Source organism: Mesorhizobium monacense (assembly GCF_056781675.1).
In genome coordinates this window covers 6,452,940-6,476,387 of the sequence record NZ_CM165567.1, presented here as the reverse complement: position 1 = coordinate 6,476,387, position 23,448 = coordinate 6,452,940, and the positions used below count along the sequence as shown (strand labels likewise).

The window sequence follows — 23,448 nt, the reverse complement described above, 5'->3', positions numbered from 1 at the left end:
CGCCGTCCTGAACCTTATCTATCTGTGACGATCTTGACCTTGTCGCCGGTCGAAACGGCGGCGCCCGGCGACATCGCGTTGAGCACCCTAAACAGGTCGAGCTTGCGGTCGACGCCGACCATCTGCGCGGCGAGCGAGCCCATGGTCTGCCCCGCCTGCACGGTGACGACGCGGATATGCAGCGGCTTCAGCGCCGCCTTTTCGGCCGCGCTGAGGATGCGGAACGAGCCGCTGACCGAGCGCGCCACCGGCTCCAGCGTGGTGCTGGCCGAGGGTGCCGCCGTCAGCAGCCGGTAGACCTGGCCGCCGGCGCGGATCACCGCGATGTCGAATTGCCAGCCGTCGGCGCCGGCATGCGCTGTCGCCGCCTCGTTGCCGTTGATGGTTTCCTGCTTCACGCTCGCATCGTCGAGGCCGGCCACCCAGCCGCTGCGGATATAGTCGGTCAGCGGCCGGTTCTTGTCGATCGCAACGCCATCGAAGCGGATCGCCATGTCGCCCGGGCCGGTCGCCGTCACCGCAGCCGCCGAATTGTCGATGACGAAGCCGTCGGGCACGGTGAACGACACGCCGAGGCCAGGATGCAGGAAGGTCTGGCCGCGCACATAGCCTTCTTCCGGCGTGTCGCCGTAGAGCAGGCCGTCTATGCCGGCGAGGAAAGCATCGCGGTCGCGCGTGCCCACGCCCGGCGGGCCGAACTGACGGGCATGCCGCTGTGCCAGGTCGATGCGCTGCGGCGTGTTGGGGTGCGTCGCCAGGAAGTCGAGGCTGGCATCGGTGGCGCCGCTGATCGAGCGGAAATCGGTATAGGCCGACATCGACTGCAGGAAGCGGCCGGCGGCGTAAGGATCATAACCCGCCTCGCCGACCGACTTGATGCCGATGGCATCTGCTTCGAGCTCCTGGTTGCGCGAGAACTGCGCAAGCCTGAGCTTGCCGCGGATGAGTGCGGCCTTGGCGGTCGGGCTGTCGCCGAGCACATCGGAGACGACCTTGGTCGCCAGCCCCTCCTCGGCCTCCAGCTGCTGCCGCTGCAGGCCGTGGTTGGCGGTGACATGGCCCATCTCATGCGCGATGACGGCGGCAAGCTCGGCCGAATCATTGGCCAGCGCCAGCAGGCCGCGCGTGACGTAGAGATAGCCACCAGGCAGCGCGAAGGCGTTGACGTTGGGCGAATTGAGGATGGTGATGCGGTAGGTCTGGGTCGGATTTGCCGACACTACCGTCAGGCTGCCGACGACCTTGGCCACCATGCGCTCGAGCTTGGGATCGGAATATTCGCCGCCATAGGTGGCAAGGATGCGCGGATGCTGCGCCTTCGCCATCTCGGCGAGCTTGCTGTTGGCGACGACATTGTCGACGGTGACGGGCCTGTCGGACGGCTGGAAACCGGATTCCTGCACATCCGACGGCGTGAACATCTGGCAGCTTGCCAGCGCCACGGCCAAGCTGGCCAGCGCAAGGAATCGCGCCAGCGGCTTCATCAACAGTCTGTCCTTGCCGGTCGGCAGATCGGCGTCCTTTCTGTTCTTTGCGGCAAATCACGGCCTATGCCGGACCAGTATGGCCGGACCTAGCCACACTCCTCCGGTCAAGGCAAGCAAACGCCGCATCGTCCAAACCCGGTTTGGCCGTAAATTATGTCCGCTTCCGGGCAATATCTTGTGATCCGGCGTTGACCGGACCCGAGCCGATATAGCGCCGGAAGGCTTCCGGTCCAGAGCCGTCGAAAAAATCGGCCGCCGTCCCCGCCTCGGCGACCGTGCCATCGTCCAGAAACACCATGTTCTGGCCGATGCGGCGCGCATCTTCGGGCTGGTGGGTGACGAACAGAACCGTCATCTTCCGCTCGGCATGGACACTGGCCAAAAGATCCAGCATGTCGTCGCGCAAGGCCGGTCCGAGCGAGGCGAATGGCTCGTCGAGCAGAAGCACCGGCCGGTCGCGCACCAGCACGCGGGCAAGTGCGACGCGCTGCCGCTCGCCACCGGAGAGCTCGCGCGGCAGACGGCTTTCCTTGCCGGCTAGGCCGACGCGCCGCAGCGCCTCGGCAATCGCCTCGCGGTCGGCGCCGGTCAGGCTGAGCGACGGCGAACGGCCGAGCCCGACATTGCGCTCCACCGAGAGATGGGCAAACAGATTGTTTTCCTGGAACACCATCGACACCGGCCGGGCCGAAGGCGGAGCGGCGCTGACATCCGCCTCGCCGATCAGCACGCGGCCCGACCCTGGCGCCTCGAAACCGGCCACCAGATTGAGCAGCGTCGATTTTCCAGAGCCGCTTGGCCCCATGATGGCGGTGATCCTGGAAGCGGCAAACTCGACATCGAAGAGAAACGACGCCTCGCCATAGCTGAACGAGACCTTGTCCAGCCGCACTGCTGCCCCCCGTTTCACGTCGGCGCCATCATGAGTGGGCGTCATGCTCGTTCTCCCCGCCCCAGCCGGTCCGCGACAAGCACGAGCGCCAGGCAAACCAAGCCGAGCAGCAAGGCCAGGCCGGCGGCGTCCGCCGTCCGGTAACTGCCCATGCGCGCCAACAAAAGATAAGGCAAGGTCTGCACCGAATCGCTGCCGAACAGCGCGATCACGCCGAGATCGCCGAGCGACAAGGCCATGGCGAAGGCGAAAGCGGTGGCCAAAGGCCGCCTGAGCGATGGCCAGTCGACCAGAATGAGCCGGCTCCAGCCCGAGATGCCAAGTTGCGCGCAAAGCCGTTCGTGGCGTTCGCTTGCCGCATCATAGGCGGGACGCACGGCACGGATGGCGAAGGGCATCGCCATCACCGCGTTGACGGCAACGACCATGACAGGGGCGACGGCAAAGACGTCGCTGACCGTACGCAACAAAAGGAACCAGCCTGCACCGACGACGATGGGCGGCACGACCAGCACGAAGCCGGCGCCGGTATCAGTGGCATGTTCGAGCAGCGTCCTTGGGCCGGCGCCGCGCGTCAAGGCGAGTGCCCGCCGCGCCATGATGAGCGACAGCGACAGCGTCACCGCAAGCAGCGCCGACAGCAAGGCAAGCGCGACGCTGGTCAGCGTCGCCTGTCGCACGGCAGCCTCGCCCGCCAGCCGGCCGAGATCGGCGTCAAGCCCGGCTGCCAGCGTCGCTGCCATCGGCCCTACGACGAACAGCAAGGCCACGCCGATCAACGTGACGTTCAAAGCGGTCTCGGCCGTGCCGGCGGAAAGATACCGTCGCGGCGCCACCGGCAAATTGGCATCGCCAACCGTGTTGGCGCCGAGCCGCATCAAGGCCAGCACGACGACGAAGGTCAGAGCGATCTGCAGAAATGTTAGCGTTACGGCCCGCGCGGGATCGAAATCGAACCGCAGTGCCTGGTAGATGGCAACCTCCAGCGTCGTGGCGGCCGGACCGCCGCCCAACGTCAGCACGATGGTGAAGGAGGTGATGCAGAGCATGAAGACGAGCCCGGCAATGCCCGGCAACGCCGCGCGTAGCGCCGGCCATTCGATCAGGCGGAAGGCCGGTTTTGCGCCCATGCCGAGCTGGCTCGCCAGGCGCCATTGGTTGGCCGGGATCGTCCCCAGCGCTTCGAGGAACAGCCTTGTGGCCAGAGGCAGGTTGAAGAAGACATGGGCGATGAGGATGCCTGACAGCCCGTAGATACCCGGCCAGCCCTGGTCGCCGAGCAAGCCGGCGAAATAGCCGGCATTGCCGTAGAGCGCCAGGATGCCGAGCGCCGCGACGATGGCCGGCAGCGCCAACGGCAGGGCGAAAAGCTGCAGGATCAAGCCGCGGCCGAAAAAGCGCGGGTGCCGCGACAGGGCGCGCGACACGAACAGCGCCGGCATGACGGAAAGCAGCGTCGACAAAAGCGCCTGCCAGAGTGTGAAGCGGGCGACACGCAGGAGGTACGGGTCGAAGGCCGACGCAGCACCGGAAAGGTCGCGTGCGCCTTCGAGGATGAGCCCGGCAAACGCGCCGCCGATCAGCAGTGCAATGGCGGCAAGCGCGACGATGCCGGCGGTGACACGGGAATCGGTCGAACGCGCCGGCGCCATCCCGACCCCTACTTGCTCATCACCGCCAGCCATTCGTCGACCCAGGCCTTGCGGTTGGCCGCGACTTCTTCCGGGCTGAACAGCAAGGTCTTGGTCGGCTTGACCAGCTTGTCGAAGGCCGGGTTGAGCGGCTTGTCGGTCTTGCCGGCCGGGAACATCCAGTTGGTTTCCGGAATAATATTCTGGAACTTCGGCCCGGTCATGAAGGCCATGAACTTTTCCGCCAGCGGGTTCTTGGCGCCGGTCGTGGTGATGCCAGCAACCTCGATCTGCAGATACTCGCCTTCCTCGAAGGAGGCCGCCTGGTAGCGCTCGATGTTTTCGGCGACCATGTGGTAGGCCGGCGACGTGGTGTAGGACAGCACCATCGGCGCTTCGCCCTTGGTGAACAGGCCGTACGCCTCGCTCCAGCCCGGCGTCACTGTCAGAACTTTCGACTTGAGCTTGGCCCAGGCCTCCGGCGCCTTGTCGCCATAGACCGACTTGACCCAGAGCAGCAGGCCGAGGCCCGGTGTCGAGGTGCGCGGATCCTGGATGACGATCTTGTCGGTTGCATCGCCCTCGACCAGTTCCTTCAGGCTCTTCGGCGGCAATTTTAGCTTTTCGGTGTCGTAGACGACGGCGAAATAGCCATAGTCGAACGGCACGAAGGTGTCGTCGCTCCAGCCGCCCGGCACGTTGACGTCGGACACCGCGCCATGCGACGCGAACAGGCCGGTAGCCTTGGCTTCGGCCGTCAGGTTGGTGTCGAGGCCGAGCACGATGTCGGCCTTGGTCGAGGCCCCTTCGAGCTTGACGCGGTTGAGCAGCGCCACGCCGTCGGCGACCGAGACGAAGTCGAGGGTGCAGCCGCATTCGGCTTCGAATTCCTTCTTCACCACCGGGCCCGGACCCCACTCGGCGGTGAAACTCTCATAGGTGTAGACGGTGAGTTTTTCCTGGGCCGATGCCGGCCCGGACACGGCAAAAACGGATGCCGCGAGGACTGTTGCTGAGACAAGCGAGTGTAAAAGCGTGCGCATCGGCGCCTCCTTCGTTCGTGTGAAAGGAATTGAGGCGCCGGGTTGTCCGAAACGTCTAATCCCTCCGCCGGTACAAACCGGATCAGGTTCAGCGGGTTGGCGAGACTGCCTCTCAGCCGGTCCGCGAAGATCGCGTCCGGCACCCCGTTAGAGCGTTTCGACACATAGGCCCGGCCGATCAGCCGCGCAAGCGGAACTTTGCCGGGCATCCAATGCATGTTGCCCAAAGACGCGACGCACTTAAGGCGCGGCCTTCCGTTTCGCAGGCAGGGCTGGTAAGGGCCACGAGATATGAGCACATTCACCATCCTGCTTGGCGGCGATCTCATCCGCACGCCGCTGCTCGACCGCCAGATCGAGGGCACGCGCGTCATCGCCGCCGACGCCGGCATCGGCCATGCCCGGATGCTGGGGGTGATGCCCGAACTCTGGGTCGGCGATTTCGATTCCGTTCCCGCGGATTTGCCCGCCGATCTGGCCGCCGTGCCGCGCCACGTGTTTCCGCCCGAGAAAGACCAGACCGACGGCGAACTGGCGATATCAGCCGCACTCGAACGCGGCGCCACCAGCCTGGTTCTCGCCGGCGCCTTTGGCGGCAAGCGTGCCGACCACGCCTTCCTGCACCTGGCCCTCGCGGTGCGCCTGGCCAAAGGCGGAATGGATGTGCTTTTGACCAGCGGCGCGCAGGAAGGCATTCCGCTTTTGCCGGGAAAAGCCGGTTTCGACTATGCCGACGGCACGCTGTTTTCGGTGCTTGGTTTCTCCGATCTTGCCGGCCTCAGCGTCACCGGCGCCAAATGGCCGCTCGACCATGTCGAGGTTGCGTTCGGCTCGTCGTTGACCATTTCCAACGAGGTCAAGGGCCGGCTCGAAATCGCCTTGGGCAGCGGCCGCGCGCTGCTGCTTGCCCACCCATACCCCTTGCCCGAAAGCTGATCATGACCCCGCCGCTTCTCAATCTCGACGGGGTCAAGCTCACCTTCGGCGGCACGCCGCTGCTTGACGGCGCCGAACTCAGCGCCTCGGCCGGCGACAAGATCGCTCTGGTCGGCCGCAATGGCTCCGGCAAGTCGACGCTGCTGAAGATCGCCGCCGGGCTGATCGAGCCGCAGGACGGCGAAGTGTTCCGCCAGCCCTCGGCGACCGTGCGCTATCTGCCGCAAATGCCTGACATGGACGATTTCGCCAGTGTTCGCGCCTATGTCGAGGCCGGGCTGGGGCCTGCCGACGATCCCTACCGCGCCACCTATCTGATGGAACACCTCGGCCTCACCGGCGAGGAGAAGCCGAACGATCTCTCCGGCGGCGAGGCGAGGCGCGCCGCCCTTGCCCGGGTCATGGCGCCCGAGCCCGACATCTTGCTGCTTGATGAGCCGACCAACCATCTCGATTTGTCGGTGATTGAATGGCTGGAGGAGGAGCTTGCCCGCACCTCGTCGGCACTGATCCTCATCTCGCATGACCGCCGTTTTCTCGAGCGCGTCTCGCGCGCCACAGTCTGGCTCGACCGCGGCCAAACCCGGCGGCTGGACAAGGGCTTTGGCCATTTCGAGGAATGGCGCGACCAGGTTCTGGAAGAGGAAGAGCGCGAGCAGCACAAGCTCGGCCGCCAGATCGTGCGCGAGGAGCACTGGCTGCGCTACGGCGTGACGGCGCGGCGCAAGCGCAACATGCGCCGGCTTGGCGAGCTGCAGACGATGCGCCAGCGCTTTCGCGGCCATCGCGGCGCCGAAGGCACGGCGACACTGGTGGCCAGCGACGCCGCCGAATCCGGCAAGCTGGTGATCGAGGCCAGGAACATCGAAAAGAGTTTTGGCGACCTCACCGTGGTCAAGGGCTTTTCGACCCGCATCCAGCGCGGCGATCGCGTCGGCCTGGTCGGACCGAACGGCGCCGGCAAGACGACGCTTCTGAAGATGCTGACCGGCGAACTGACGCCGGATGCCGGCTCGGTGCGGCTCGGCGTCAATCTGGAGATCGCCACTCTCGACCAGAAGCGCGAGGCCGTCGACCCGGCCGAGACGCTGGCGCATTACCTCACCGACGGGCGCGGCGAGAACCTCGTCGTCAATGGCGAGCAGCGCCACGTCGTCTCCTACATGAAGGACTTCCTGTTCAAGCCGGAGCAGGCGCGCACGCCGGTGCGCGAGCTTTCCGGCGGCGAACGGGCGCGCCTGCTGCTGGCCCGCGTGCTGGCCAGGCCGGCAAATCTTCTGGTGCTCGACGAGCCGACCAACGATCTCGACATGGAGACGCTGGAGCTGCTGCAGGAACTGGTCGCCGGGTTTGCCGGCACTGTCATCCTGGTCAGCCACGATCGCGATTTCCTCGACCGCACCGTGACCAGCGTGATTGCGCCTGACGGCGGCGGCCGCTGGATCGAATATGCCGGCGGCTATTCCGACATGCTGGCACAGCGCGGCGGCACCAGGCTGGAAGACCGCAAGGCAAGGCCGAAGGCGGAGGCCGGAGATGCGGTTGCGACCAGCAGGCCCGAGTCTTCTGCTCCGAAGGCCCCGGCGAAGAAACTGTCGTTCAAGCAGAAATTCGCCCTGGAATCCTTGCCCAAGAAAATCGAGGCGATAGCCGCTTCGATTTCCAGGCTGGAGAACAACATCGCCGATCCCGCCTACTACGAGCGTGACCCGGCCTCGTTTCAGAAGACCATTGCCGCCCTCGACAAGGAACGCGCCACGCTGGCCGCGCTCGAGGAGGAATGGCTGGAGCTGGAGATGCTGCGCGAGGAGATGGAAGGATAGCCGCCTGTCACAGGCAGGCCTCGCAGATCGCGACAATGTGCCTTGCGTCCGTACCGCAGCAGCCGCCAAGCACGCCGATGTGGCCGAAACGGTCGCGCATCGCGCGATAGCGCCGGCCGAGGTCGACCGGATCGCCCGGATCGAGCTCGGTCGCCGCGTCAAGCTCGGCATGGCTCTTGGCGGACGCGTTGGCGCGCATGCCGCGAATGCGGCTCACCCAGCCTCCGCCGCCGGCAAGAACGGCGTCGAAATGGCTGGGGTGCGCACAGTTGATCATGAAATAGGCCGGTGCGCCGTCAGTTTGGTCGTCAACGGTTTCGATGGCATCTTTCAGGCTCTCGCCGGAAGGCAGGCGCCCATCGATCTCGACAGTGAAGGAGATTACCGACGGAAGGCCCGATGCCATTGCGGCGCAGGCTATCCCGGCCGCCTCGTGCGAATAGGTCATGGTGATGGCGCTGACCATGTCGGCGCCGGCGTCGCGGAACGCCTTGATCTGGTCGATGTGATAGTTTTCAGCTTCGGCCGTCGTCATGACCGCATCGACCCGGTAGCCATCGCCGCGCGGTCCGACCACTCCATTCACAAGGACGACCATCCCGCGCGCGGCGTAAGGCGCAGCGAGCGTCCGTGCCCACGAGACAGCGTGCCGGTTGGCGGCCGACAGCGCCTTGTCCGAATAGCCGAGCTTCCCGCCCCAGTCCGGATTGGCGCGCCATGTCGGCGTGTCGAGCACGAAGCCGACGCCGTGCTGTTCGGCGATATCCAGAAACTGGCGGAAATAGCGAGCGAGCCTCTCTTGGCCTTCTTCCTCGCCGAGCAGGGGAAAGGCGGCGAAGAACGGCAGATCGAGCCCATCCATGAAGACGAGCGACGTTTCGAGGCCGCCATCCGTCAGGAGAACGGTTTCGCCCAGCTCACGAAGATCGATCTTCGCATTGGTCATCGCCGTGCCCGGCTTCGGCCTGCCGTTTGTGTGACTATAGCATCTGAAGGCAATTTCGCCCATGTCCCCAGGAAGCAAGCTCGTGCGCGCACGCGATCCGACACCGCATCGCCATTGCCGTGGCGCGCAAATGCGCATAGATTATGCGCATGTTGCGGAGGTCACCATGCGCAAGCTAGCCTCGAACGCGATCCGCCAGCCGGCGAACCTGTCGATCGATTCCAACCTCATGAAGGAAGCCAAGGGGCTGGACGTCAATGTCTCGCGCGCCGCGGAAGCCGGCATCGCCGAGGCCGTGGCTGCCGAAAAGACGCGACTGTGGAAGCTGGAGAACCGCGCCACGATGGAGGCGTGGAATGAATACGCCGAAAAGCAAGGAATACCGCTGGAAGAGCACCGGCAATTCTGATGGCCCGCTATGATGTCTTCGCGGGTCGCGTCGAAGGCAGCTATTTGCTGAACGTGCAATCCGATCTGCTCGACCACCTCAAGACACGAGTGGTGATCCCGCTCCTCCCGATCCGGACCGCACCGCCGGCGATTCGAAAACTGCATCCCATCGTCGAGATCAATGGCCGAAAGCTGCTTGTGGCCACCCATCTGATCGCCACGGTTCCGACCGGCGAACTGGGTGAAACCAGGTTGAACATCACCAAGAATCACGACGACATCGTCGGCGCGCTCGACATGCTGTTCCAGGGTTTTTGAATTGTTGGGCCGAGCCTTGCTCAGCCCGAAGTCTTGGCCTGCCAGGCCTTCAGCGCCTCATCGAACACCTTCTCGCCGGGGATGCCCTTCTCCATGGTGAGCAGCGCCCGCCGTCCGGTCTTGTAGACAACCGGCACGTCGATCCAGTCCTGGCCGCGTAGCAGGGTCAGGTTGGCGTCCTCATCCGCCTTGGTGTCGTTGAGCGCGACGAGGAAGAAGCCGTCGGCGATCTTGGCCGGGATGCCGATCAGCGGGCTGCCGGCATCCTGCTCCGAGCTCTTCATGGCGATGCGCAGGATGTTGTCGACGCCGCCGCCGTCAAAGCCTTCCGGCGTCAGGAAGATCATCTCGATGATGTGGCTGGCCGGCAGCGTCTGGTCGGTGTTGCGCCTGATCGTCATGCGCAGCTGGATGTCCTTGCCCGGAATGGTCGCTTCAGCTCGGATCGCCGGCTCGGGCGGCAGGTCACCGCCGGGCGATTCCTGCACCAGCGACCAGACGATGTTGCCCGGCTCGGCCGAGCCTTGCGCGGTGCTGGTGCGCTCTTCGTAGAAGATCGCTTTCTGGCCGACCGGCAGCGCGGTCTCGGCGGGTGCGGCCGCCGGTGCGGCAGGTGCGGCCGCCGGTGCCGCCGGTGCGGCAGGTGTGGTGCCAGCCGCCGGCGCAGTCGGGGCGACGGCAGTCGCGTCAGCCGGTGCTGCGGGCGGCGCGGCACCGTCGGCTGGCGGCGTTGTTGCGGGCGCGGGCACTGCGGGAGCGCCTGTGGCTGCAGCCGGTTGACCAGCTGGCGCGGGCGCCGGAGTGGCCGAAGATGGCGCGGTCGAAGGTGGCGTGACCGGTGGCGGCGTGGTCAACGCGGCGACGGATTCGCCTTCGCCTATGCCGCTTTGTCCGGCGGCCGGACCGGGATCGGTCTCCTTGCCCTCGGGCGTCAGGCGCTGGGTGAACTTGGTTGTCTCGGCGGTGTCGGTGGCGCCCGCCGCCGGCGGTGCGGCGGCATCGGCCGCCGGCTTGGCCGGGGCCGCCGGTTTCACCAGCGGCTCGGTGGTGACGGTCTTCGACCCGCCAGGGCCGAACATCGAGCCGAACGCGTCCTTGTTCAGCCAGATGCCGTACCCGCCGCCGGCAATCACCAGCAGCACGGCCGCGGTCGCAATCAGCCCGCCATAGCTGCGTTTGCGCACGGCGGGGCGCAAGCGCTGGAACGTGTCCTCCGCCGCCGGTTGCTCGTCATTGGCAAAGACGTCGTCCTGGCCGTTCGGCGCCGACGCGTCCATCCCCGGAAGGCGGGTATCGGCATTGTCGAATGGCGGCGTCTGCGGCGCCTTCTGCCAGCTCGGTTCTGCCTTAGCAGCGGGCGGCGCTGGCCTGAAGGTCTCCGACTTCGCGGGTTCCGGCTGGGCCATAGGCGGCGGCGGCCAGGTCGGTTCCGTCTTTGCCGGTTGCCGAGTGTGGCTCGGCTGGTTCTTGTTGCGGTCTATGGACGAGAAGATGTGCTCCAGCTCCGCCAGCGGGTCGGCGGCAGGCACGCTCTTGGCGTAGTTCCGCTCGACGCTGGAAATGGCATCTTCAAGCGTGCGCTTCTGCTGGTCGGCGACCGACGGAGCCAAAGGCGGAACGTGATCCGCAAGCTTCTTCGCGATCGTCGCCCGGGCCTTGTCGTAGACCCTTGCGCGAATCTCCGGCGTGTTCTCACCGAGACCGTCGATCGTCTTTTTCAGAACAGCAACGAAATCTGCCATGCGTCAGTCGACCTGTATTTTGTTCCCGGACCGGCCCCCGCAAATCAGCCGCAATGCCCGGAAAGGCTCAGAAACTAGTCTTGAAACGGATCGGTCACAAGTATCGTATCGTCCCGTTCCGGGCTGGTGGAAAGGAGTGCTACCGGCGCGCCGATCAGCTCTTCGATGTAACGGACATATTTGACCGCCTGGGCCGGTAGATCGTTCCAGCTGCGCGCACCGGCGGTGGTGCCTTTCCACCCCTCCAGCGTCTCGTAGACCGGTTCGACGCGGGCCTGCGCGCCCTGGCTGGCCGGCAGATAGTCGATCGTCTCGCCGTCGAGACGGTAGCCGGTGCAGACCTTGATCTCGTCCAGCCCATCGAGCACGTCGAGCTTGGTCAGCGCGATGCCCTTGATGCCGTTGACGGCGACCGCCTGGCGCACCAGCACGGCGTCGAACCAGCCGCAGCGGCGCTTGCGGCCGGTGACCACGCCGAATTCATGGCCGCGCGTGCCGAGGAATTCGCCGATCTCGTTCTTCTGCTCGGTCGGGAACGGACCTTCGCCGACACGCGTCGTATAGGCCTTGGTGATGCCGAGCACATAGCCGATGGCGCCGGGGCCGACGCCGGCGCCAGCCGCCGCCTGGCCGGCCACGGTATTGGACGAGGTGACGAACGGATAGGTGCCGTGGTCGATGTCGAGCAGCGTGCCTTGCGCGCCCTCGAACAGGATGCGTTCGCCGGCGCGGCGCCGGTCGTCGAGAACCTTCCAGACCCGGTCCATATAGGGCAGGATTTCGTCGGCGACCGATGTCAGCTCGCCCATGATCGCGTCATGCGTGACCTCGGCATGGCCGAGCCCGCGGCGCAGCGCATTGTGGTGCGTCAGCAGCCTGTCGACCTTCAAGGGAAGTGTTTCCAAATCCGCCAGATCCATCACCCTGACCGCGCGACGGCCCACCTTGTCCTCGTAGGCAGGGCCGATGCCGCGGCGGGTCGTGCCAATCTTCGTTCCGGAATTGGAGGCGGCGTCCTCGCGGAATCCGTCCAGCTCCCGGTGCAGCGACAGGATAAGCGCGGTGTTTTCGGCTATTTTCAGGCGATCCGGCGTCACCTCCACGCCTTGCGCCTTCAGTTTCGCCACCTCGGCGACGAAGGCGTGCGGGTCGAAGACCACGCCATTGCCGATGATCGACAGCTTGCCTTGCCGCACCACGCCGGACGGCAGCAGCGACAGTTTGTAGACCTTGCCGTCGACGACCAGCGTGTGGCCGGCATTGTGGCCGCCCTGGAAGCGCACGACGACGTCCGCCCGTTCCGACAGCCAGTCGACGATCTTGCCCTTGCCTTCGTCGCCCCACTGCGAGCCGACGACCACCACATTGGCCATGTTTCTTTTCCCTTGAGATGCCGACCGGCGGCCTTGAAACGACAGGCCTCTATAGCGTCAAGAGCAGGCCGATGCGACCATTCTTTGCCGCTGGAAACGGCCTGAGGCACAACAATTTTCGCCTTCCGCATCATTTACTTGAGGAGCCGCTGCAAAAACAGAAAGGCGCGGACGGAACCGCGCCTTCGATAAAGCTTTGCTGGAATCAGGTCAGGCACTGCCGACGTCGAACCGCAGCCGCTTGGCCGAGTCGATCGACTTGTGCGCCCGCACCTGTTCCAGCACCTTTTCCGGGAACGGCGCATCGAGATAGAGCAGCGCGATGGCATCGCCGCCGGGCCGGTTGCGGCCAAGCTGGAAGTTGGCGATGTTGACGCCGTTCTCGCCGCACACCGTGCCGAGCAGGCCGATGATGCCGGGTGCGTCGGCATTGGTCGTGTAGAGCATGTGCTGGCCGACCTCGGCGTCGAGATTGATGCCCTTGATCTGGATGAAGCGCGGTTTGCCGTCGGAGAAGCAGGTGCCGGCGATCGAGCGCGTCTTGTGCTCGGTCTTGACGGTCAGCTTGATGTAGCCGTCGAACACGCCCGATTTGTCGCGTTTGACCTCGGCGACGATGATGCCGCGCTCCTTCACCATGATCGGCGCCGATACCATGTTGACGTCGGAGACCTGCGGCCGGATCAGGCCGGCAAGGGTGGCGCTGATCAGCGCGCGCGTGTTCATCGTCGCGGTCGAGCCGTCGAACAGGATCTCGACCTCCTTGATCGGATCCTCGGTGACCTGGCCGACAAAGGCGCCGAGCACTTCGGCGAGCTTGACGAAAGGCTTCAGCCGCGGCGCTTCCTCGGCGGTGATCGACGGCATGTTGATGGCGTTGGAAACGGCGCCTTTGATCAAATAGTCGGCCATCTGCTCGGCCACCTGTAGCGCGACGTTCTCCTGCGCCTCCGTGGTCGAGGCGCCGAGATGCGGCGTCGCCACGACATTGTCCATGCCGAACAGCTCGTTCCTCTCCGCCGGTTCGACCTCGAACACGTCGATGCCGGCGCCGGCCACTTTGCCGCTCTTCAGCGCCGCCACCAGATCGGCCTCGACGATCAGGCCGCCGCGCGCGCAATTGATGATGCGCACCCCGTCCTTCATCTTGCCGATCGCCGACGCGTCGATGATGTTGCGCGTCTTGTCGGTCAGCGGTGTGTGCAGCGTGATGAAATCGGCACGGGCGAACAGTTCGTCCAGTTCGACCTTCACGACGCCAAGTTCTTCCGCACGGCTGTCCGACAGGAACGGGTCGAAGGCGATGACATGCATCTTCAGCCCGACGCCGCGCGTAGCGACGATGGAACCGATATTGCCGCAGCCGATCACGCCCAGCGTCTTGCCGGTGATCTCGATGCCCATGAAACGGTTCTTTTCCCATTTGCCGGCATGGGTGGAGGCATTGGCCTCCGGGATCTGGCGCGCCAGCGCGAAGATCATGGCAACCGCGTGCTCGGCCGTGGTGATTGAATTGCCGAAGGGCGTATTCATCACGATGATGCCCCTGCGGCTCGCCGCCGGGATGTCGACATTGTCGACGCCGATGCCGGCGCGGCCGACTACCTTCAGATTGGTGGCGGCATTGATCAGCTTTTCGGTGACCTTGGTCGCCGAACGGATGGCGAGGCCATCATACTGGCCGATCACTTCAGCGAGCTTTTCCTTGTCCTTGCCGAGATCCGGCAAATAGTCGACCTCGACGCCACGGTCCTTGAAGATCTGCACGGCGGTGGTGGAAAGTTTGTCTGAGACGAGAACGCGGGGCGCCATGGCGGCCTCCTTGAAAATGGGATTGATCCGTACGGGAATCGGCGGCCCGAAGGCCGCCGCGCAATGAAACTCAGGCGGCCGCTTTCAGCGACGCCTTCTGCAAAGCAAAGGCCCAGTCGAGCCAGGGCAGCAATGCTTCGAGATCGGAGGTCTCGACCGTCGCGCCACACCAGATGCGCAGGCCGGGCGGTGCGTCGCGATAGGCGCCGATGTCGTAGGCGACACCTTCCTTGTCGAGCGCTGAGACCAGTCCCTTGGCGAACGCCGCCTGGCCGTCGGCGTCGAGCGCCGCGACATCCGGATCGGTGAAGGACAGGCAGACGGAGGTGTTCGACCGCGTTGCCGGCTGGACGGCGAGATGGCCGAGCCACGAGGACTTGGCGACGAAGCGATCGAGCACCGCGGCATTGGCGTCGGCGCGGGCGATCAGGGCCTGGAGGCCGCCGATCGACTTCGCCCACTGCAGTGCGTCCAGATAATCCTCGACGCACAGCATCGAGGGCGTGTTGATGGTCTCGCCCTTGAAGATGCCTTCGATCAGCTTGCCGCCCGAGGTCAGGCGGAAGATTTTCGGCAGCGGCCAGGACGGCTTGTAGGTCTCCAGCCGCTCGACGGCGCGCGGGCTGAGGATCAGCATGCCGTGCGCGCCCTCGCCGCCCAGCACCTTCTGCCAGGAGAAGGTGACGACATCGAGCTTTTGGAAGTCGAGCCTTTGTGCGAAGGCCGCCGACGTCGCGTCGCAGATGGTCAGGCCCTTGCGATCGGCCGGGATGAAATCGCCGTTCGGCACCCGCACGCCCGATGTCGTGCCGTTCCAGGTGAAGACCACGTCACGGTCGAAGTCGATCTTCGCCACATCAGGCAGTTCGCCGTAGCCGGCTTCGATCCTGCGCACGTCAGCGAGCTTCAGCTGCTTGACGACATCGGTGACCCAGCCGGAGCCGAAGCTCTCCCAGGCGACCATGTCGACGCCGCGCTCGCCGAGCAGCGACCACAGCGCCATCTCGACCGCGCCGGTGTCCGATGCCGGCACGATGCCGATCCGGTAATCCGCTGGTACCTGGAGGATCTCGCGCGTCAGCTCGATCGCCTGTTCGAGCTTGGTCTTGCCGATCTTGGCGCGATGGGAACGTCCGAGCGCAGCATTCTGGAGTGCCTCGACCGACCAGCCGGGGCGCTTTGCGCAGGGACCTGAGGAGAAATTGGGGTTTGCCGGACGGAGTCCGGGGTTCGTAAGCGTCGTCATCGTGGTCTATCCTTCCAGATAGTGGCCCCTCGTTGGGGAGGGGTGGCCCACGGACGGCGATATGCGTTCAGGCTTCCGGCGTCAAGAGGAAAGATTTTGTCGCTGGCAGGATACTCGCGCGCCATGCAGTCTTAGGCGCATAAAGCAAACGGCGAGCCCGAGGCTCGCCGTCGATTCCTTGGGCTTCATTGCGCGCCTACCAGAGATCGTAGCGCAGGCCGAGTTTGACCGTCTGATAATTAATGCCTTTGTGAATGCCGAACGCGCCGTCATCATAGGCGACATATTTGGCGCTTGGGATCGAGAAATACTCGTAGCCCAGGTCAACCGAGACGTTCTTGCTCACTTGATAGGACAGGCCGGCGCCGATCGAATAAGCGAGATTGTATTTGGCCTCTGAGTCTTCCGACCCGCTGTATCCAGCCGGATCGTTACACTGGAAGCCACCCGCGCCCGACGTCGGATCGGGATCGATCGGAATGCAATCGCGCTCGCCCTGGGTCTTGAAATACTTGTTGTAGGCAATACCGACGCCGCCACCGATATAGGGTGTGATGCCTACATAGGTGCCGAGGTCCACATAGCCATTGGCCATCAGGCTGTAACCCTTGTTGGTGCCGTAGTTTGAGGCCTCGCAATCCTGGGTCGTAGCCGTGGGAACAATGATGAAGCCGCCAGCCCCGTCCGGAAACAGGCTGTTCGTCGTGCCGGCGCACCCGCTTGGCACCAGTGCATGGTCGCCGAATTCGTTGGTCGGCAGAATTCCGCCGTTGAGTTCGACCCGAAGATAGTCGTTGATGTGATAACCCATGCCGATACTGCCCGTGAAAAGGCTGCTGTCGGACGTGAAAGTGGTCGATCCGCTCGCCGATGTCTGTTGATCGAACGGATGGCTGAACGCGTAACCCAGATCGCCGCGCAGATACCATCCCGAACCGACCTCGACCGGCACATAGTCGGGTGCCTGGTCGACATAGATGGGCGGATCGTAGTCGGCCGACGACGCCTGCGTCACCGGCATCAGCATGATTGCCGCAAGCGCAAGCGCTATACGCGATTTGAGTACCATGGTCCCCAGGCTCCCGAACTTGGCGCGCATTGCAATCGCACGCGCCGTTTCAAGGAGCATTGTTAACCATAGTGGTTAAGTGCCGGTTAAGGATAACAGAGCGTTAGCGAATTGATTTCGGCAGGGTTTTGACTGGAGCATGAAACCCGCTGAAGGTCGGGCGGCAGAAAGCGATCCGGTTTTTGCTTCGCTGATCTTCGGCTCTGAAGAAGCCGGACAGGACTGAAGCAGCTCAAACGAAAACCGCCCGGCAGAGCCGGGCGGTTGAGGAACTCCTGGATTTCTCAGCGCTTACTTGGTGTAGACCGGCTCCGGTTGATAAGCAACCACAGGCGCTGCGCACCCATTGTTGCCGCCGAACTGATAGCGCAGACCGCCGCGTACCTCGTTCGTGCTGATACCGTCGTCGAAGCCTGGACCCGAGCTGGTAGTATCAAACTCGAACATGCGGCCGCCCTGGATGTGGCTGAAGCGGTAGCCTGCATCGAGGATGATCTTGTCGGTCAAGCAATAGGAAGCGCCCGCCATAAGCGCGTAGGCAAAACGCCAGTTGGTCGACCCGGGGTTGGTCTCGGTGGTGTTAGGATCGCGGACCGTGTCCCACTTGATGCGCGCGCCGCCGATGCCGGCGCCGATATAAGGCGTGATCCCGTGATAGGTGCCGAGATCGGCATACGCGTTTGCCAGCAGCAGGAAGGCGCTCATTTTCGAAACCTCGGTCGATGTCGTGACGAGATCCGAGGTCTGGCCGTTGAAGTCTGACTTGAACCAGTAGTCGGCAGTTAGATCAGTACGGAAGTAGTCGTTGACCTTGTAACCAATGCCGCCGCCGAGCGAGAACCCGCCCTTTAGGTCGCCGAAATCGAAATCGTTGGTGCCGGGCGGCGGGCCGTACGTGATGTAGTCGATGCTACCCAAATTCGACCAGTGATAGTCGATGTCGCCGCGAATATACCAGCCGCCAAAATCGGCCGGTTCTTGATAGGCCACCTGCGGCGGCGCCTGCTCGACCACGGGCGGTTCCACGAAATCGGCGGCGAAGGCCGGTCCGGCCACGCCCGCCAACAGCGCGGCAAACAGTGCCATTCTTGCTGCATTGAACATGCTTGTCACCCCTAAGAAGCCTCGGAACGACGAATCCGCCCGAATGTGATTGACCTCGGCGTGGATAATGAATTGCAAAGGTTAAAAGGCGTTTAACCGTATCGATTAACCACGAATCTATAGAATTTTAGAAGTACAGCATGTTTCCCCGGGCAGCAGGGTGTTGCGGCAAGCACAAAAAGGCCCGCCTGGAGGCGGGCCTTTGCAACTCTGGAACAAACGGTTTTTGCGCCGCCGCGCCCTCTCGGACTCGCCAGGGATCAGGCGGCGCTGCGGGTCTCGGAAATGATGCCAACGATGTCGTTGACGACCGCCTCGACCAGTTGCGGATCGTCGCCCTCGGCCATGACGCGGATCAGCGGCTCGGTGCCGGAAGGACGGATGACCAGTCGCCCGGCCTTGCCGAGGCGGTGGCGGGCATCCTCGATCGCCGCCTTGACCGGCGCCTCCTCGAGCGGCTTGCCGCCGGCGATACGTACATTCTTCAAAAGCTGCGGCACCGCCTCGAATTTCTTCGACAGTTCGCTGACCGGCCGGTTCTGCCGCTTGATGCAGGCCAGCACCTGCAGCGCCGAGACCAGACCGTCGCCCGTGGTCGAGAAGTCGGAGAGCACGATGTGGCCCGATTGCTCGCCGCCGACATTCAACCCATGCGCGCGCATATGCTCGACGACATAGCGGTCGCCCACCTTGGTGCGGTGCAGTTGCAGCTTCATGTCGCCGAGGAAGCGCTCAAGGCCGAGATTGGACATCACCGTGGAGACGACGCCGCCGCCGGCCAGCCGCCCGCTCTGGTGCCAGGACTCGGCGATCAGCGCCATGATCTGGTCGCCATCGACGATCGTGCCGTTCTCGTCGACGATGACGACGCGGTCGGCGTCGCCGTCGAGCGCGATGCCGATATCGGCGCGCACCTCATGCACCTTCTTCTGCAGTCCGGCCGGATGGGTCGAGCCGCATTCCTTGTTGATGTTGAAACCGTTGGGCTCGACATTGATGGCCACCACCTCGGCGCCGAGTTCCCACAGCGCCTCGGGCGCCACCTTGTAGGCGGCGCCATTGGCACAATCGACGACGATCCTGAGACCCGACAGCGACATCGAGCGCGGCAAGGTGCGTTTGGCGAATTCGATATAGCGGTCGTGCACGCCGTCAACGCGCTTGGCGCGGCCAAGCCCATCGGAATCGGCAAGCGCCAGTTCTATATCCTTGTCGAGCATCCCTTCGATGCGCTCCTCGATCTCGTCAGAGAGCTTGTAGCCGTCGGGGCCGAACAGCTTGATGCCGTTGTCGTAATAGGGGTTGTGCGAGGCCGAGATCATCACGCCGATATCGGCGCGCAGCGAACGCACCAGCATGGCAACCGCGGGCGTCGGAATGGGACCGAGCAGGAACACGTCCATGCCGGCGGCACACAGGCCCGACACCATCGCGTTCTCGATCATGTAGCCGGAAAGCCTGGTGTCCTTGCCGAGCACCACGCGGTGGCGATGGCTGCCGCGCTGGAACGACAGGCCGGCGGCCATGCCGACCCGCATGGCGATCTCCGCCGTCATCGGAAATTTGTTGGCGCGTCCGCGAATGCCGTCGGTGCCGAAATACTGCCCTGCCATACCTGCCTTGGTCCCCGTCGATTTTTCAGCCGCCCGTATTGCCACAATTGGGCTGCGTCCGAACATCACATTGTGTGATTATGTATTACGATTCCTTAGAAAATCATTGTTGCGGGTAGTTCAAGCGATTCGACAGTCTACCACGATGACACTGTCTCGCCACAATAGACCAGTCGCGGCGGGCAGAACGGCGCGGATTCGCCGGGCAACTCTTACCCCGGCGGCCTTGGTCCGCAACGATTTCATCACCTTGTCGGCAGAACTCAGGTTCCGGCGACGTGCGCGCCAGTTAGCATCTGGCGCAACCGCCCGTTGAGAGCTATTGATTCCGCAAAGGGACATCTTGGGCGGCAACGGAGAAACGCCATGCTCATCCACAGACTTGCAACACTGACGGGCCTTGCCGTCGCAACCCTGTTCCTGGCGGCGCCGGCCAACGCGCTGACCATGGCAGAGTGTAGCACCAAGTATAACGCGGCCAAAGATGCGGGAACACTTGGCGGACAGACGTGGAACCAGTTCCGCAAGGCCGAGTGCGGCACCGACGCGGCGGCGACGACCGACACCAAGCCGGCCAAGAAGACGACCAAGGCCGACACCAACGCTGCTGCTGCCAGTGGCGACGATGTCGCCAAGGGTCTGACGGCGAAGGAATGCAGCACCAAGTACCAGGCCGCCAAGGCCGCCGGCACGCTGAACGGCATGAAGTGGAACGACTTCCGCAAGACCGAATGCGCCGCCAGCGCTACGGCCGCAGCCGAGCCCGCCAAGGCGACGACCAAGGCCGCCGCGGCCAGTGACGACGATGCCGCCAAGGGTCTGGCGGCGAAGGAATGCAGCACCAAGTACCAGGCCGCCAAGGTCGCCGGCACCCTGAACGGCATGAAATGGAACGACTTCCGCAAGACCGAATGCGCCGCCGGCGCCACGGCCGCAGCCGAGCCCGCCAAGGCGACGACCAAGGCCGCCGCGGCCAGTGACGACGATGCGGCAAAGGGTCTGACGGCAAAGGAATGCAGCACCAAGTACCAGGCCGCCAAGGCCGCCGGCACCCTGAACGGCATGAAATGGAACGACTTCCGCAAGACCGAATGCGCCGCCGGCGCCACGGCCGCGGCGGAACCCGCCAAGGCAACGACCAAGGCAGCCGCCGAAGACGGCAAGGGCCTGAGCATGGCCGATTGCAGCGCCAAGTATCAGGCGGCCAAGGCAAGCAACTCGCTGGGCGGCAAGAAGTGGAACGACTTCCGCAAGAGCGAGTGCGGTGCTTCCGCCTCCGACGACGACACCGTGCCGGCCGCCGACGAGGCGACCTACACCAGCGACCCCGAGAAGCCGACGGTTGCCGCGCCCGGGGGCGTCAAGTTCCCGACGGCGATTTCGAAGAAGTTTGCCGGCGAGACCCCGGCCAAGGGCCGCATGCACACCTGCCTCGAACTGTACTATGCCAACAAGGACGCCAACACGTTGGGCGGCCTGAAGTGGATCCAGAAGGGCGGCGGCTTCTACAGCCTCTGCAACGCCAAGCTGAAGAGCTGATCGCGAAACTTCGAGCATGATCAAGAACCCCGCGGACCTTCCAGGCCGCGGGGTTTTTGTTCGCGCGACAGTTCCTCCGAACAGAGGATTTGACTGTTTTTTGATTGAGCTAACGGAGGCTGCGGATGATCCCTGCCACCAGCTTCCAACATCCATGAGCTTGGCCGCGTGCCACCGCACCTTCGTCATCCTCGGGCTTGACCCGACGATCCATGCCCCGACCCTTGCCGCAGAATGCCGCGGAGCAGAACCCGCACCGCCGCAACGCTCAGATGTCACGGCATGGATCCCAGGGTCTGCGCGACGCCGCTTCGCGGCTGCTTCGCCCAGGATGACGAGGTGCAAAGGCCTCGGCCAATCTTCAACGTCTGCGATACCTCTGAACGGAGCAATCGACGGTCGCCACTGATCGGCAACCAGTCCTCCAAACAAAACGCCGCGGACCAGCCACGGCGTTCTCGAAATTACCCTTTTGCCCGAACCTCAGCTCGAAGGCTGGGGCTCCATGCCGCCTTCGGGCTCGGGGCCCTTCTTGCGGCGGCCGCCGGTGCCGGCTTTCGGCACGGCCGAGCCACGGCTCGGCGGCGTATCGTCGCCGAGGTCGCGGGCCGGCTTGTGGCCGGCGATCAGCTGCTTGATCTCCTCGCCGGTGAGCGTCTCGTATTCGAGCAGCCCCTGCGCCAGCGCGATCCATTCCTTCTTCTTCTTGGTCAGCACGGCCTTCGCCGTCGAATAGGCGTCGTCGATCAGCCGGCGCACTTCGGCATCGATGATCTGCGCCGTCTCTTCCGAGATGTTCTGCGTGCGCGCCACCGAGTGGCCGAGGAAGACCTCTTCCTGGTTGTCGCCATAGGCGACATGGCCGAGCTTGTCGGAGAAGCCCCAGCGCGTGACCATGGCGCGCGCCAGCTTGGTTGCCTGCTCGATGTCCGAGGAGGCGCCCGAGGTGATGTTCTCCTTGCCGAACTTGAACTCCTCGGCGACGCGGCCGCCCATCATGATCGCAAGACGCGAGACCATGTATTTGTAGCTCATCGAATAGCGGTCGCCTTCCGGCAACTGCATGACCATACCAAGCGCACGACCGCGCGGAATGATGGTCGCCTTGTGCAGGGGATCGGCGGACGGCACGTTCAGCGCCAGGATGGCGTGGCCGGCTTCGTGATAGGCGGTCAGCTCCTTCTCGGCCTGCGTCATCGCCGACGAGCGGCGCTCGGCACCCATCATGATCTTGTCCTTGGCGTCCTCGAACTCGGCCATGGTGACGAGGCGCTTGTTGCGCCGCGCCGCCATCAGCGCGGATTCGTTGACGAGGTTCATCAGGTCGGCACCGGAAAAGCCCGGCGTGCCGCGCGCGATGACCTTGAGGTCGACGTTCGGCGCCAGCGGCACGTTGCGCACATGCACCTTGAGGATCTTCTCGCGGCCGACGATGTCGGGGTTCGGCACCACCACCTGGCGGTCGAAGCGACCCGGACGCAACAGCGCCGGATCGAGCACGTCGGGCCGGTTGGTCGCGGCGATCAGGATGATGCTTTCGTTGGATTCGAAACCGTCCATCTCGACCAGCAGCTGGTTCAGCGTCTGTTCGCGCTCGTCATTGCCGCCGCCGAGGCCGGCACCGCGATGGCGGCCAACGGCGTCGATTTCGTCGATGAAGATGATGCAGGGCGCATTCTTCTTGGCCTGGTCGAACATGTCACGGACACGGCTCGCGCCGACGCCGACGAACATCTCGACGAAGTCCGAACCGGAAATGGTGAAGAACGGCACGTTGGCTTCGCCAGCGACCGAACGGGCGAGCAGCGTCTTGCCGGTGCCGGGAGGGCCGACCAGAAGCACGCCGCGCGGAATCTTGCCGCCGAGGCGCTGGAACTTTTGCGGATCGCGCAGGAATTCGACGATCTCTTCCAGGTCTTCCTTGGCTTCGTCGACGCCGGCGACGTCTTGGAAGGTGACGCGGCCATGCGCTTCGGTCAGAAGCTTGGCCTTCGACTTGCCGAAGCCCATGGCGCGGCCGGAGCCCGACTGCATCTGGCGCATGAAGAATATCCAGACGCCAAGGATCAGGATCATCGGCAGCCAGGAGATCAGGTAGCCGAACAGCGAGTTGGAACCGTCGGATTCAGGCCGGGCATTGATGGTGACGTTCTTGTCCTGCAGCCGCGTGACCAGCGAAGGGTCGCCGGGCGAATAGGTCTGGAAGCCGGTCGAACTGTCGGTGTAGGTGCCGGAGATGCGCGCGCCGGCGATCGTCACCGTCTTGACCCGGCCCGCCGCGACATCCTGCAGGAACTGCGAATACGGCACATCGCTCGAGGCGCCCCGCGTCTGCGGCGTCTGGAACAGGTTGAACAGGGCGATGAGCAGGACCGCTATGATCGCCCAGAGCGCGAGGTTGCGATAATTCGGATTCATCTAATGTCCCGTTAGCGCCCGCACGCGGACACACATGATGAGAGGAAGCTTGAGCCTAACATAGGG

Annotated in this window: 18 protein-coding genes and 1 riboswitch; of the genes, 5 read left to right on the top strand and 13 right to left on the bottom strand. The window is 64.3% G+C overall.

Annotated features, from left to right (window positions below):
- Positions 1-14: 14 nt before the first annotated feature.
- The 4 genes from AC1RUK_RS31010 to thiB form a co-directional block, all read right to left on the bottom strand.
- Positions 15-1,484 carry a M48 family metalloprotease gene (locus AC1RUK_RS31010; protein WP_481839344.1) on the bottom strand — a complete coding sequence of 490 codons (1,470 nt, stop codon included), beginning with the start codon at positions 1,482-1,484 and terminating at the stop codon, positions 15-17.
- Between the two features lie 154 nt (positions 1,485-1,638).
- A complete protein-coding gene (gene thiQ, locus AC1RUK_RS31005; protein ID WP_481837575.1) occupies positions 1,639-2,424 on the bottom strand; it encodes a thiamine ABC transporter ATP-binding protein in 786 nt (261 codons plus the stop codon).
- A complete protein-coding gene (gene thiP / locus AC1RUK_RS31000) occupies positions 2,421-4,031 on the bottom strand; it encodes a thiamine/thiamine pyrophosphate ABC transporter permease (protein WP_481837576.1) in 1,611 nt (536 codons plus the stop codon). Before thiP ends, thiQ begins: the two co-directional genes overlap by 4 nt.
- Positions 4,032-4,039: 8 nt before the next feature.
- Positions 4,040-5,053 carry a thiamine ABC transporter substrate binding subunit gene (thiB, locus tag AC1RUK_RS30995; protein ID WP_481837577.1) on the bottom strand — a complete coding sequence of 338 codons (1,014 nt, stop codon included), beginning with the start codon at positions 5,051-5,053 and terminating at the stop codon, positions 4,040-4,042.
- A gap of 42 nt (positions 5,054-5,095) precedes the next feature.
- Positions 5,096-5,210: riboswitch (TPP riboswitch) on the bottom strand.
- A 134-nt stretch (positions 5,211-5,344) separates the two neighbouring features.
- Here thiB and AC1RUK_RS30990 point away from each other — a divergent pair.
- Together AC1RUK_RS30990 and AC1RUK_RS30985 are read left to right on the top strand one after the other, a co-directional pair.
- Positions 5,345-5,989: a thiamine diphosphokinase gene (locus AC1RUK_RS30990; protein ID WP_481837578.1), complete on the top strand. Its 645-nt coding sequence runs from the start codon at positions 5,345-5,347 to the stop codon at positions 5,987-5,989.
- A 2-nt stretch (positions 5,990-5,991) separates the two neighbouring features.
- Positions 5,992-7,812: an ABC-F family ATP-binding cassette domain-containing protein gene (locus tag AC1RUK_RS30985; RefSeq protein ID WP_481837579.1), complete on the top strand. Its 1,821-nt coding sequence runs from the start codon at positions 5,992-5,994 to the stop codon at positions 7,810-7,812.
- Between the two features lie 7 nt (positions 7,813-7,819).
- On the opposite strand, the gene AC1RUK_RS30980 is transcribed toward AC1RUK_RS30985, so the two are convergent.
- Complete coding sequence (locus AC1RUK_RS30980; RefSeq protein ID WP_481837580.1) at positions 7,820-8,758, bottom strand: homocysteine S-methyltransferase family protein; 939 nt, start codon at positions 8,756-8,758, stop codon at positions 7,820-7,822.
- A gap of 166 nt (positions 8,759-8,924) precedes the next feature.
- On the opposite strand from AC1RUK_RS30980, the gene AC1RUK_RS30975 reads away from it, so the two are divergent.
- Positions 8,925-9,167 carry a type II toxin-antitoxin system CcdA family antitoxin gene (locus AC1RUK_RS30975; RefSeq protein ID WP_436169586.1) on the top strand — a complete coding sequence of 81 codons (243 nt, stop codon included), beginning with the start codon at positions 8,925-8,927 and terminating at the stop codon, positions 9,165-9,167.
- Positions 9,167-9,466 carry a CcdB family protein gene (locus AC1RUK_RS30970; protein ID WP_481837581.1) on the top strand — a complete coding sequence of 100 codons (300 nt, stop codon included), beginning with the start codon at positions 9,167-9,169 and terminating at the stop codon, positions 9,464-9,466. Before AC1RUK_RS30975 ends, AC1RUK_RS30970 begins: the two co-directional genes overlap by 1 nt.
- Positions 9,467-9,486: 20 nt before the next feature.
- Here AC1RUK_RS30970 and AC1RUK_RS30965 read toward each other — a convergent pair whose 3' ends face one another.
- From AC1RUK_RS30965 to glmM, 7 genes are all read right to left on the bottom strand, one after another.
- On the bottom strand, positions 9,487-11,208 hold the full coding sequence (locus tag AC1RUK_RS30965; RefSeq protein ID WP_481837582.1) for a hypothetical protein: 1,722 nt from the start codon (positions 11,206-11,208) through the stop codon (positions 9,487-9,489).
- A gap of 74 nt (positions 11,209-11,282) precedes the next feature.
- Positions 11,283-12,581, bottom strand: coding sequence for an adenylosuccinate synthase (locus tag AC1RUK_RS30960; RefSeq protein ID WP_436169589.1), 1,299 nt, complete (start codon positions 12,579-12,581; stop codon positions 11,283-11,285).
- 210 nt (positions 12,582-12,791) lie between these two features.
- On the bottom strand, positions 12,792-14,393 hold the full coding sequence (serA, locus tag AC1RUK_RS30955; protein WP_481837583.1) for a phosphoglycerate dehydrogenase: 1,602 nt from the start codon (positions 14,391-14,393) through the stop codon (positions 12,792-12,794).
- A gap of 70 nt (positions 14,394-14,463) precedes the next feature.
- A complete protein-coding gene (locus tag AC1RUK_RS30950; protein WP_481837584.1) occupies positions 14,464-15,639 on the bottom strand; it encodes a phosphoserine transaminase in 1,176 nt (391 codons plus the stop codon).
- A 196-nt stretch (positions 15,640-15,835) separates the two neighbouring features.
- Positions 15,836-16,708: an outer membrane protein gene (locus AC1RUK_RS30945; RefSeq protein WP_481837585.1), complete on the bottom strand. Its 873-nt coding sequence runs from the start codon at positions 16,706-16,708 to the stop codon at positions 15,836-15,838.
- Between the two features lie 291 nt (positions 16,709-16,999).
- The gene (locus tag AC1RUK_RS30940) at positions 17,000-17,812 is read right to left on the bottom strand and encodes an outer membrane protein (RefSeq protein ID WP_481837586.1); all 813 of its coding nucleotides are present in this window, start codon (positions 17,810-17,812) and stop codon (positions 17,000-17,002) included.
- Between the two features lie 260 nt (positions 17,813-18,072).
- Complete coding sequence (gene glmM, locus AC1RUK_RS30935; RefSeq protein ID WP_436169594.1) at positions 18,073-19,425, bottom strand: phosphoglucosamine mutase; 1,353 nt, start codon at positions 19,423-19,425, stop codon at positions 18,073-18,075.
- An 882-nt stretch (positions 19,426-20,307) separates the two neighbouring features.
- Between glmM and AC1RUK_RS30930 the strand changes: the two genes are divergently transcribed.
- On the top strand, positions 20,308-20,964 hold the full coding sequence (locus AC1RUK_RS30930) for a hypothetical protein (RefSeq protein ID WP_481839345.1): 657 nt from the start codon (positions 20,308-20,310) through the stop codon (positions 20,962-20,964).
- Between the two features lie 483 nt (positions 20,965-21,447).
- Here AC1RUK_RS30930 and ftsH read toward each other — a convergent pair whose 3' ends face one another.
- A complete protein-coding gene (ftsH, locus tag AC1RUK_RS30925; protein WP_006200109.1) occupies positions 21,448-23,382 on the bottom strand; it encodes an ATP-dependent zinc metalloprotease FtsH in 1,935 nt (644 codons plus the stop codon).
- Between the last annotated feature and the right edge of the window lie 66 nt (positions 23,383-23,448).

What these genes read in the sequence shown, in the direction of transcription:
- serA (WP_481837583.1), bottom strand. Translation starts at nt 14,393, where the DNA reads ATGGCGCCCCGCGTTCTCGTCTCAGACAAACTTTCCACCACCGCCGTG.
- AC1RUK_RS30980 (WP_481837580.1), bottom strand. Translation starts at nt 8,758, where the DNA reads ATGACCAATGCGAAGATCGATCTTCGTGAGCTGGGCGAAACCGTTCTC.
- AC1RUK_RS30940 (WP_481837586.1), bottom strand. Translation starts at nt 17,812, where the DNA reads ATGTTCAATGCAGCAAGAATGGCACTGTTTGCCGCGCTGTTGGCGGGC.
- AC1RUK_RS30985 (WP_481837579.1), top strand. Translation starts at nt 5,992, where the DNA reads ATGACCCCGCCGCTTCTCAATCTCGACGGGGTCAAGCTCACCTTCGGC.
- ftsH (WP_006200109.1), bottom strand. Translation starts at nt 23,382, where the DNA reads ATGAATCCGAATTATCGCAACCTCGCGCTCTGGGCGATCATAGCGGTC.
- AC1RUK_RS30970 (WP_481837581.1), top strand. Translation starts at nt 9,167, where the DNA reads ATGGCCCGCTATGATGTCTTCGCGGGTCGCGTCGAAGGCAGCTATTTG.
- glmM (WP_436169594.1), bottom strand. Translation starts at nt 19,425, where the DNA reads ATGGCAGGGCAGTATTTCGGCACCGACGGCATTCGCGGACGCGCCAAC.
- AC1RUK_RS31010 (WP_481839344.1), bottom strand. Translation starts at nt 1,484, where the DNA reads ATGAAGCCGCTGGCGCGATTCCTTGCGCTGGCCAGCTTGGCCGTGGCG.
- AC1RUK_RS30950 (WP_481837584.1), bottom strand. Translation starts at nt 15,639, where the DNA reads ATGACGACGCTTACGAACCCCGGACTCCGTCCGGCAAACCCCAATTTC.
- AC1RUK_RS30930 (WP_481839345.1), top strand. Translation starts at nt 20,308, where the DNA reads ATGAAATGGAACGACTTCCGCAAGACCGAATGCGCCGCCGGCGCCACG.
- AC1RUK_RS30965 (WP_481837582.1), bottom strand. Translation starts at nt 11,208, where the DNA reads ATGGCAGATTTCGTTGCTGTTCTGAAAAAGACGATCGACGGTCTCGGT.
- AC1RUK_RS30975 (WP_436169586.1), top strand. Translation starts at nt 8,925, where the DNA reads ATGCGCAAGCTAGCCTCGAACGCGATCCGCCAGCCGGCGAACCTGTCG.
- thiB (WP_481837577.1), bottom strand. Translation starts at nt 5,053, where the DNA reads ATGCGCACGCTTTTACACTCGCTTGTCTCAGCAACAGTCCTCGCGGCA.
- thiQ (WP_481837575.1), bottom strand. Translation starts at nt 2,424, where the DNA reads ATGACGCCCACTCATGATGGCGCCGACGTGAAACGGGGGGCAGCAGTG.
- AC1RUK_RS30960 (WP_436169589.1), bottom strand. Translation starts at nt 12,581, where the DNA reads ATGGCCAATGTGGTGGTCGTCGGCTCGCAGTGGGGCGACGAAGGCAAG.
- AC1RUK_RS30990 (WP_481837578.1), top strand. Translation starts at nt 5,345, where the DNA reads ATGAGCACATTCACCATCCTGCTTGGCGGCGATCTCATCCGCACGCCG.
- thiP (WP_481837576.1), bottom strand. Translation starts at nt 4,031, where the DNA reads ATGGCGCCGGCGCGTTCGACCGATTCCCGTGTCACCGCCGGCATCGTC.
- AC1RUK_RS30945 (WP_481837585.1), bottom strand. Translation starts at nt 16,708, where the DNA reads ATGGTACTCAAATCGCGTATAGCGCTTGCGCTTGCGGCAATCATGCTG.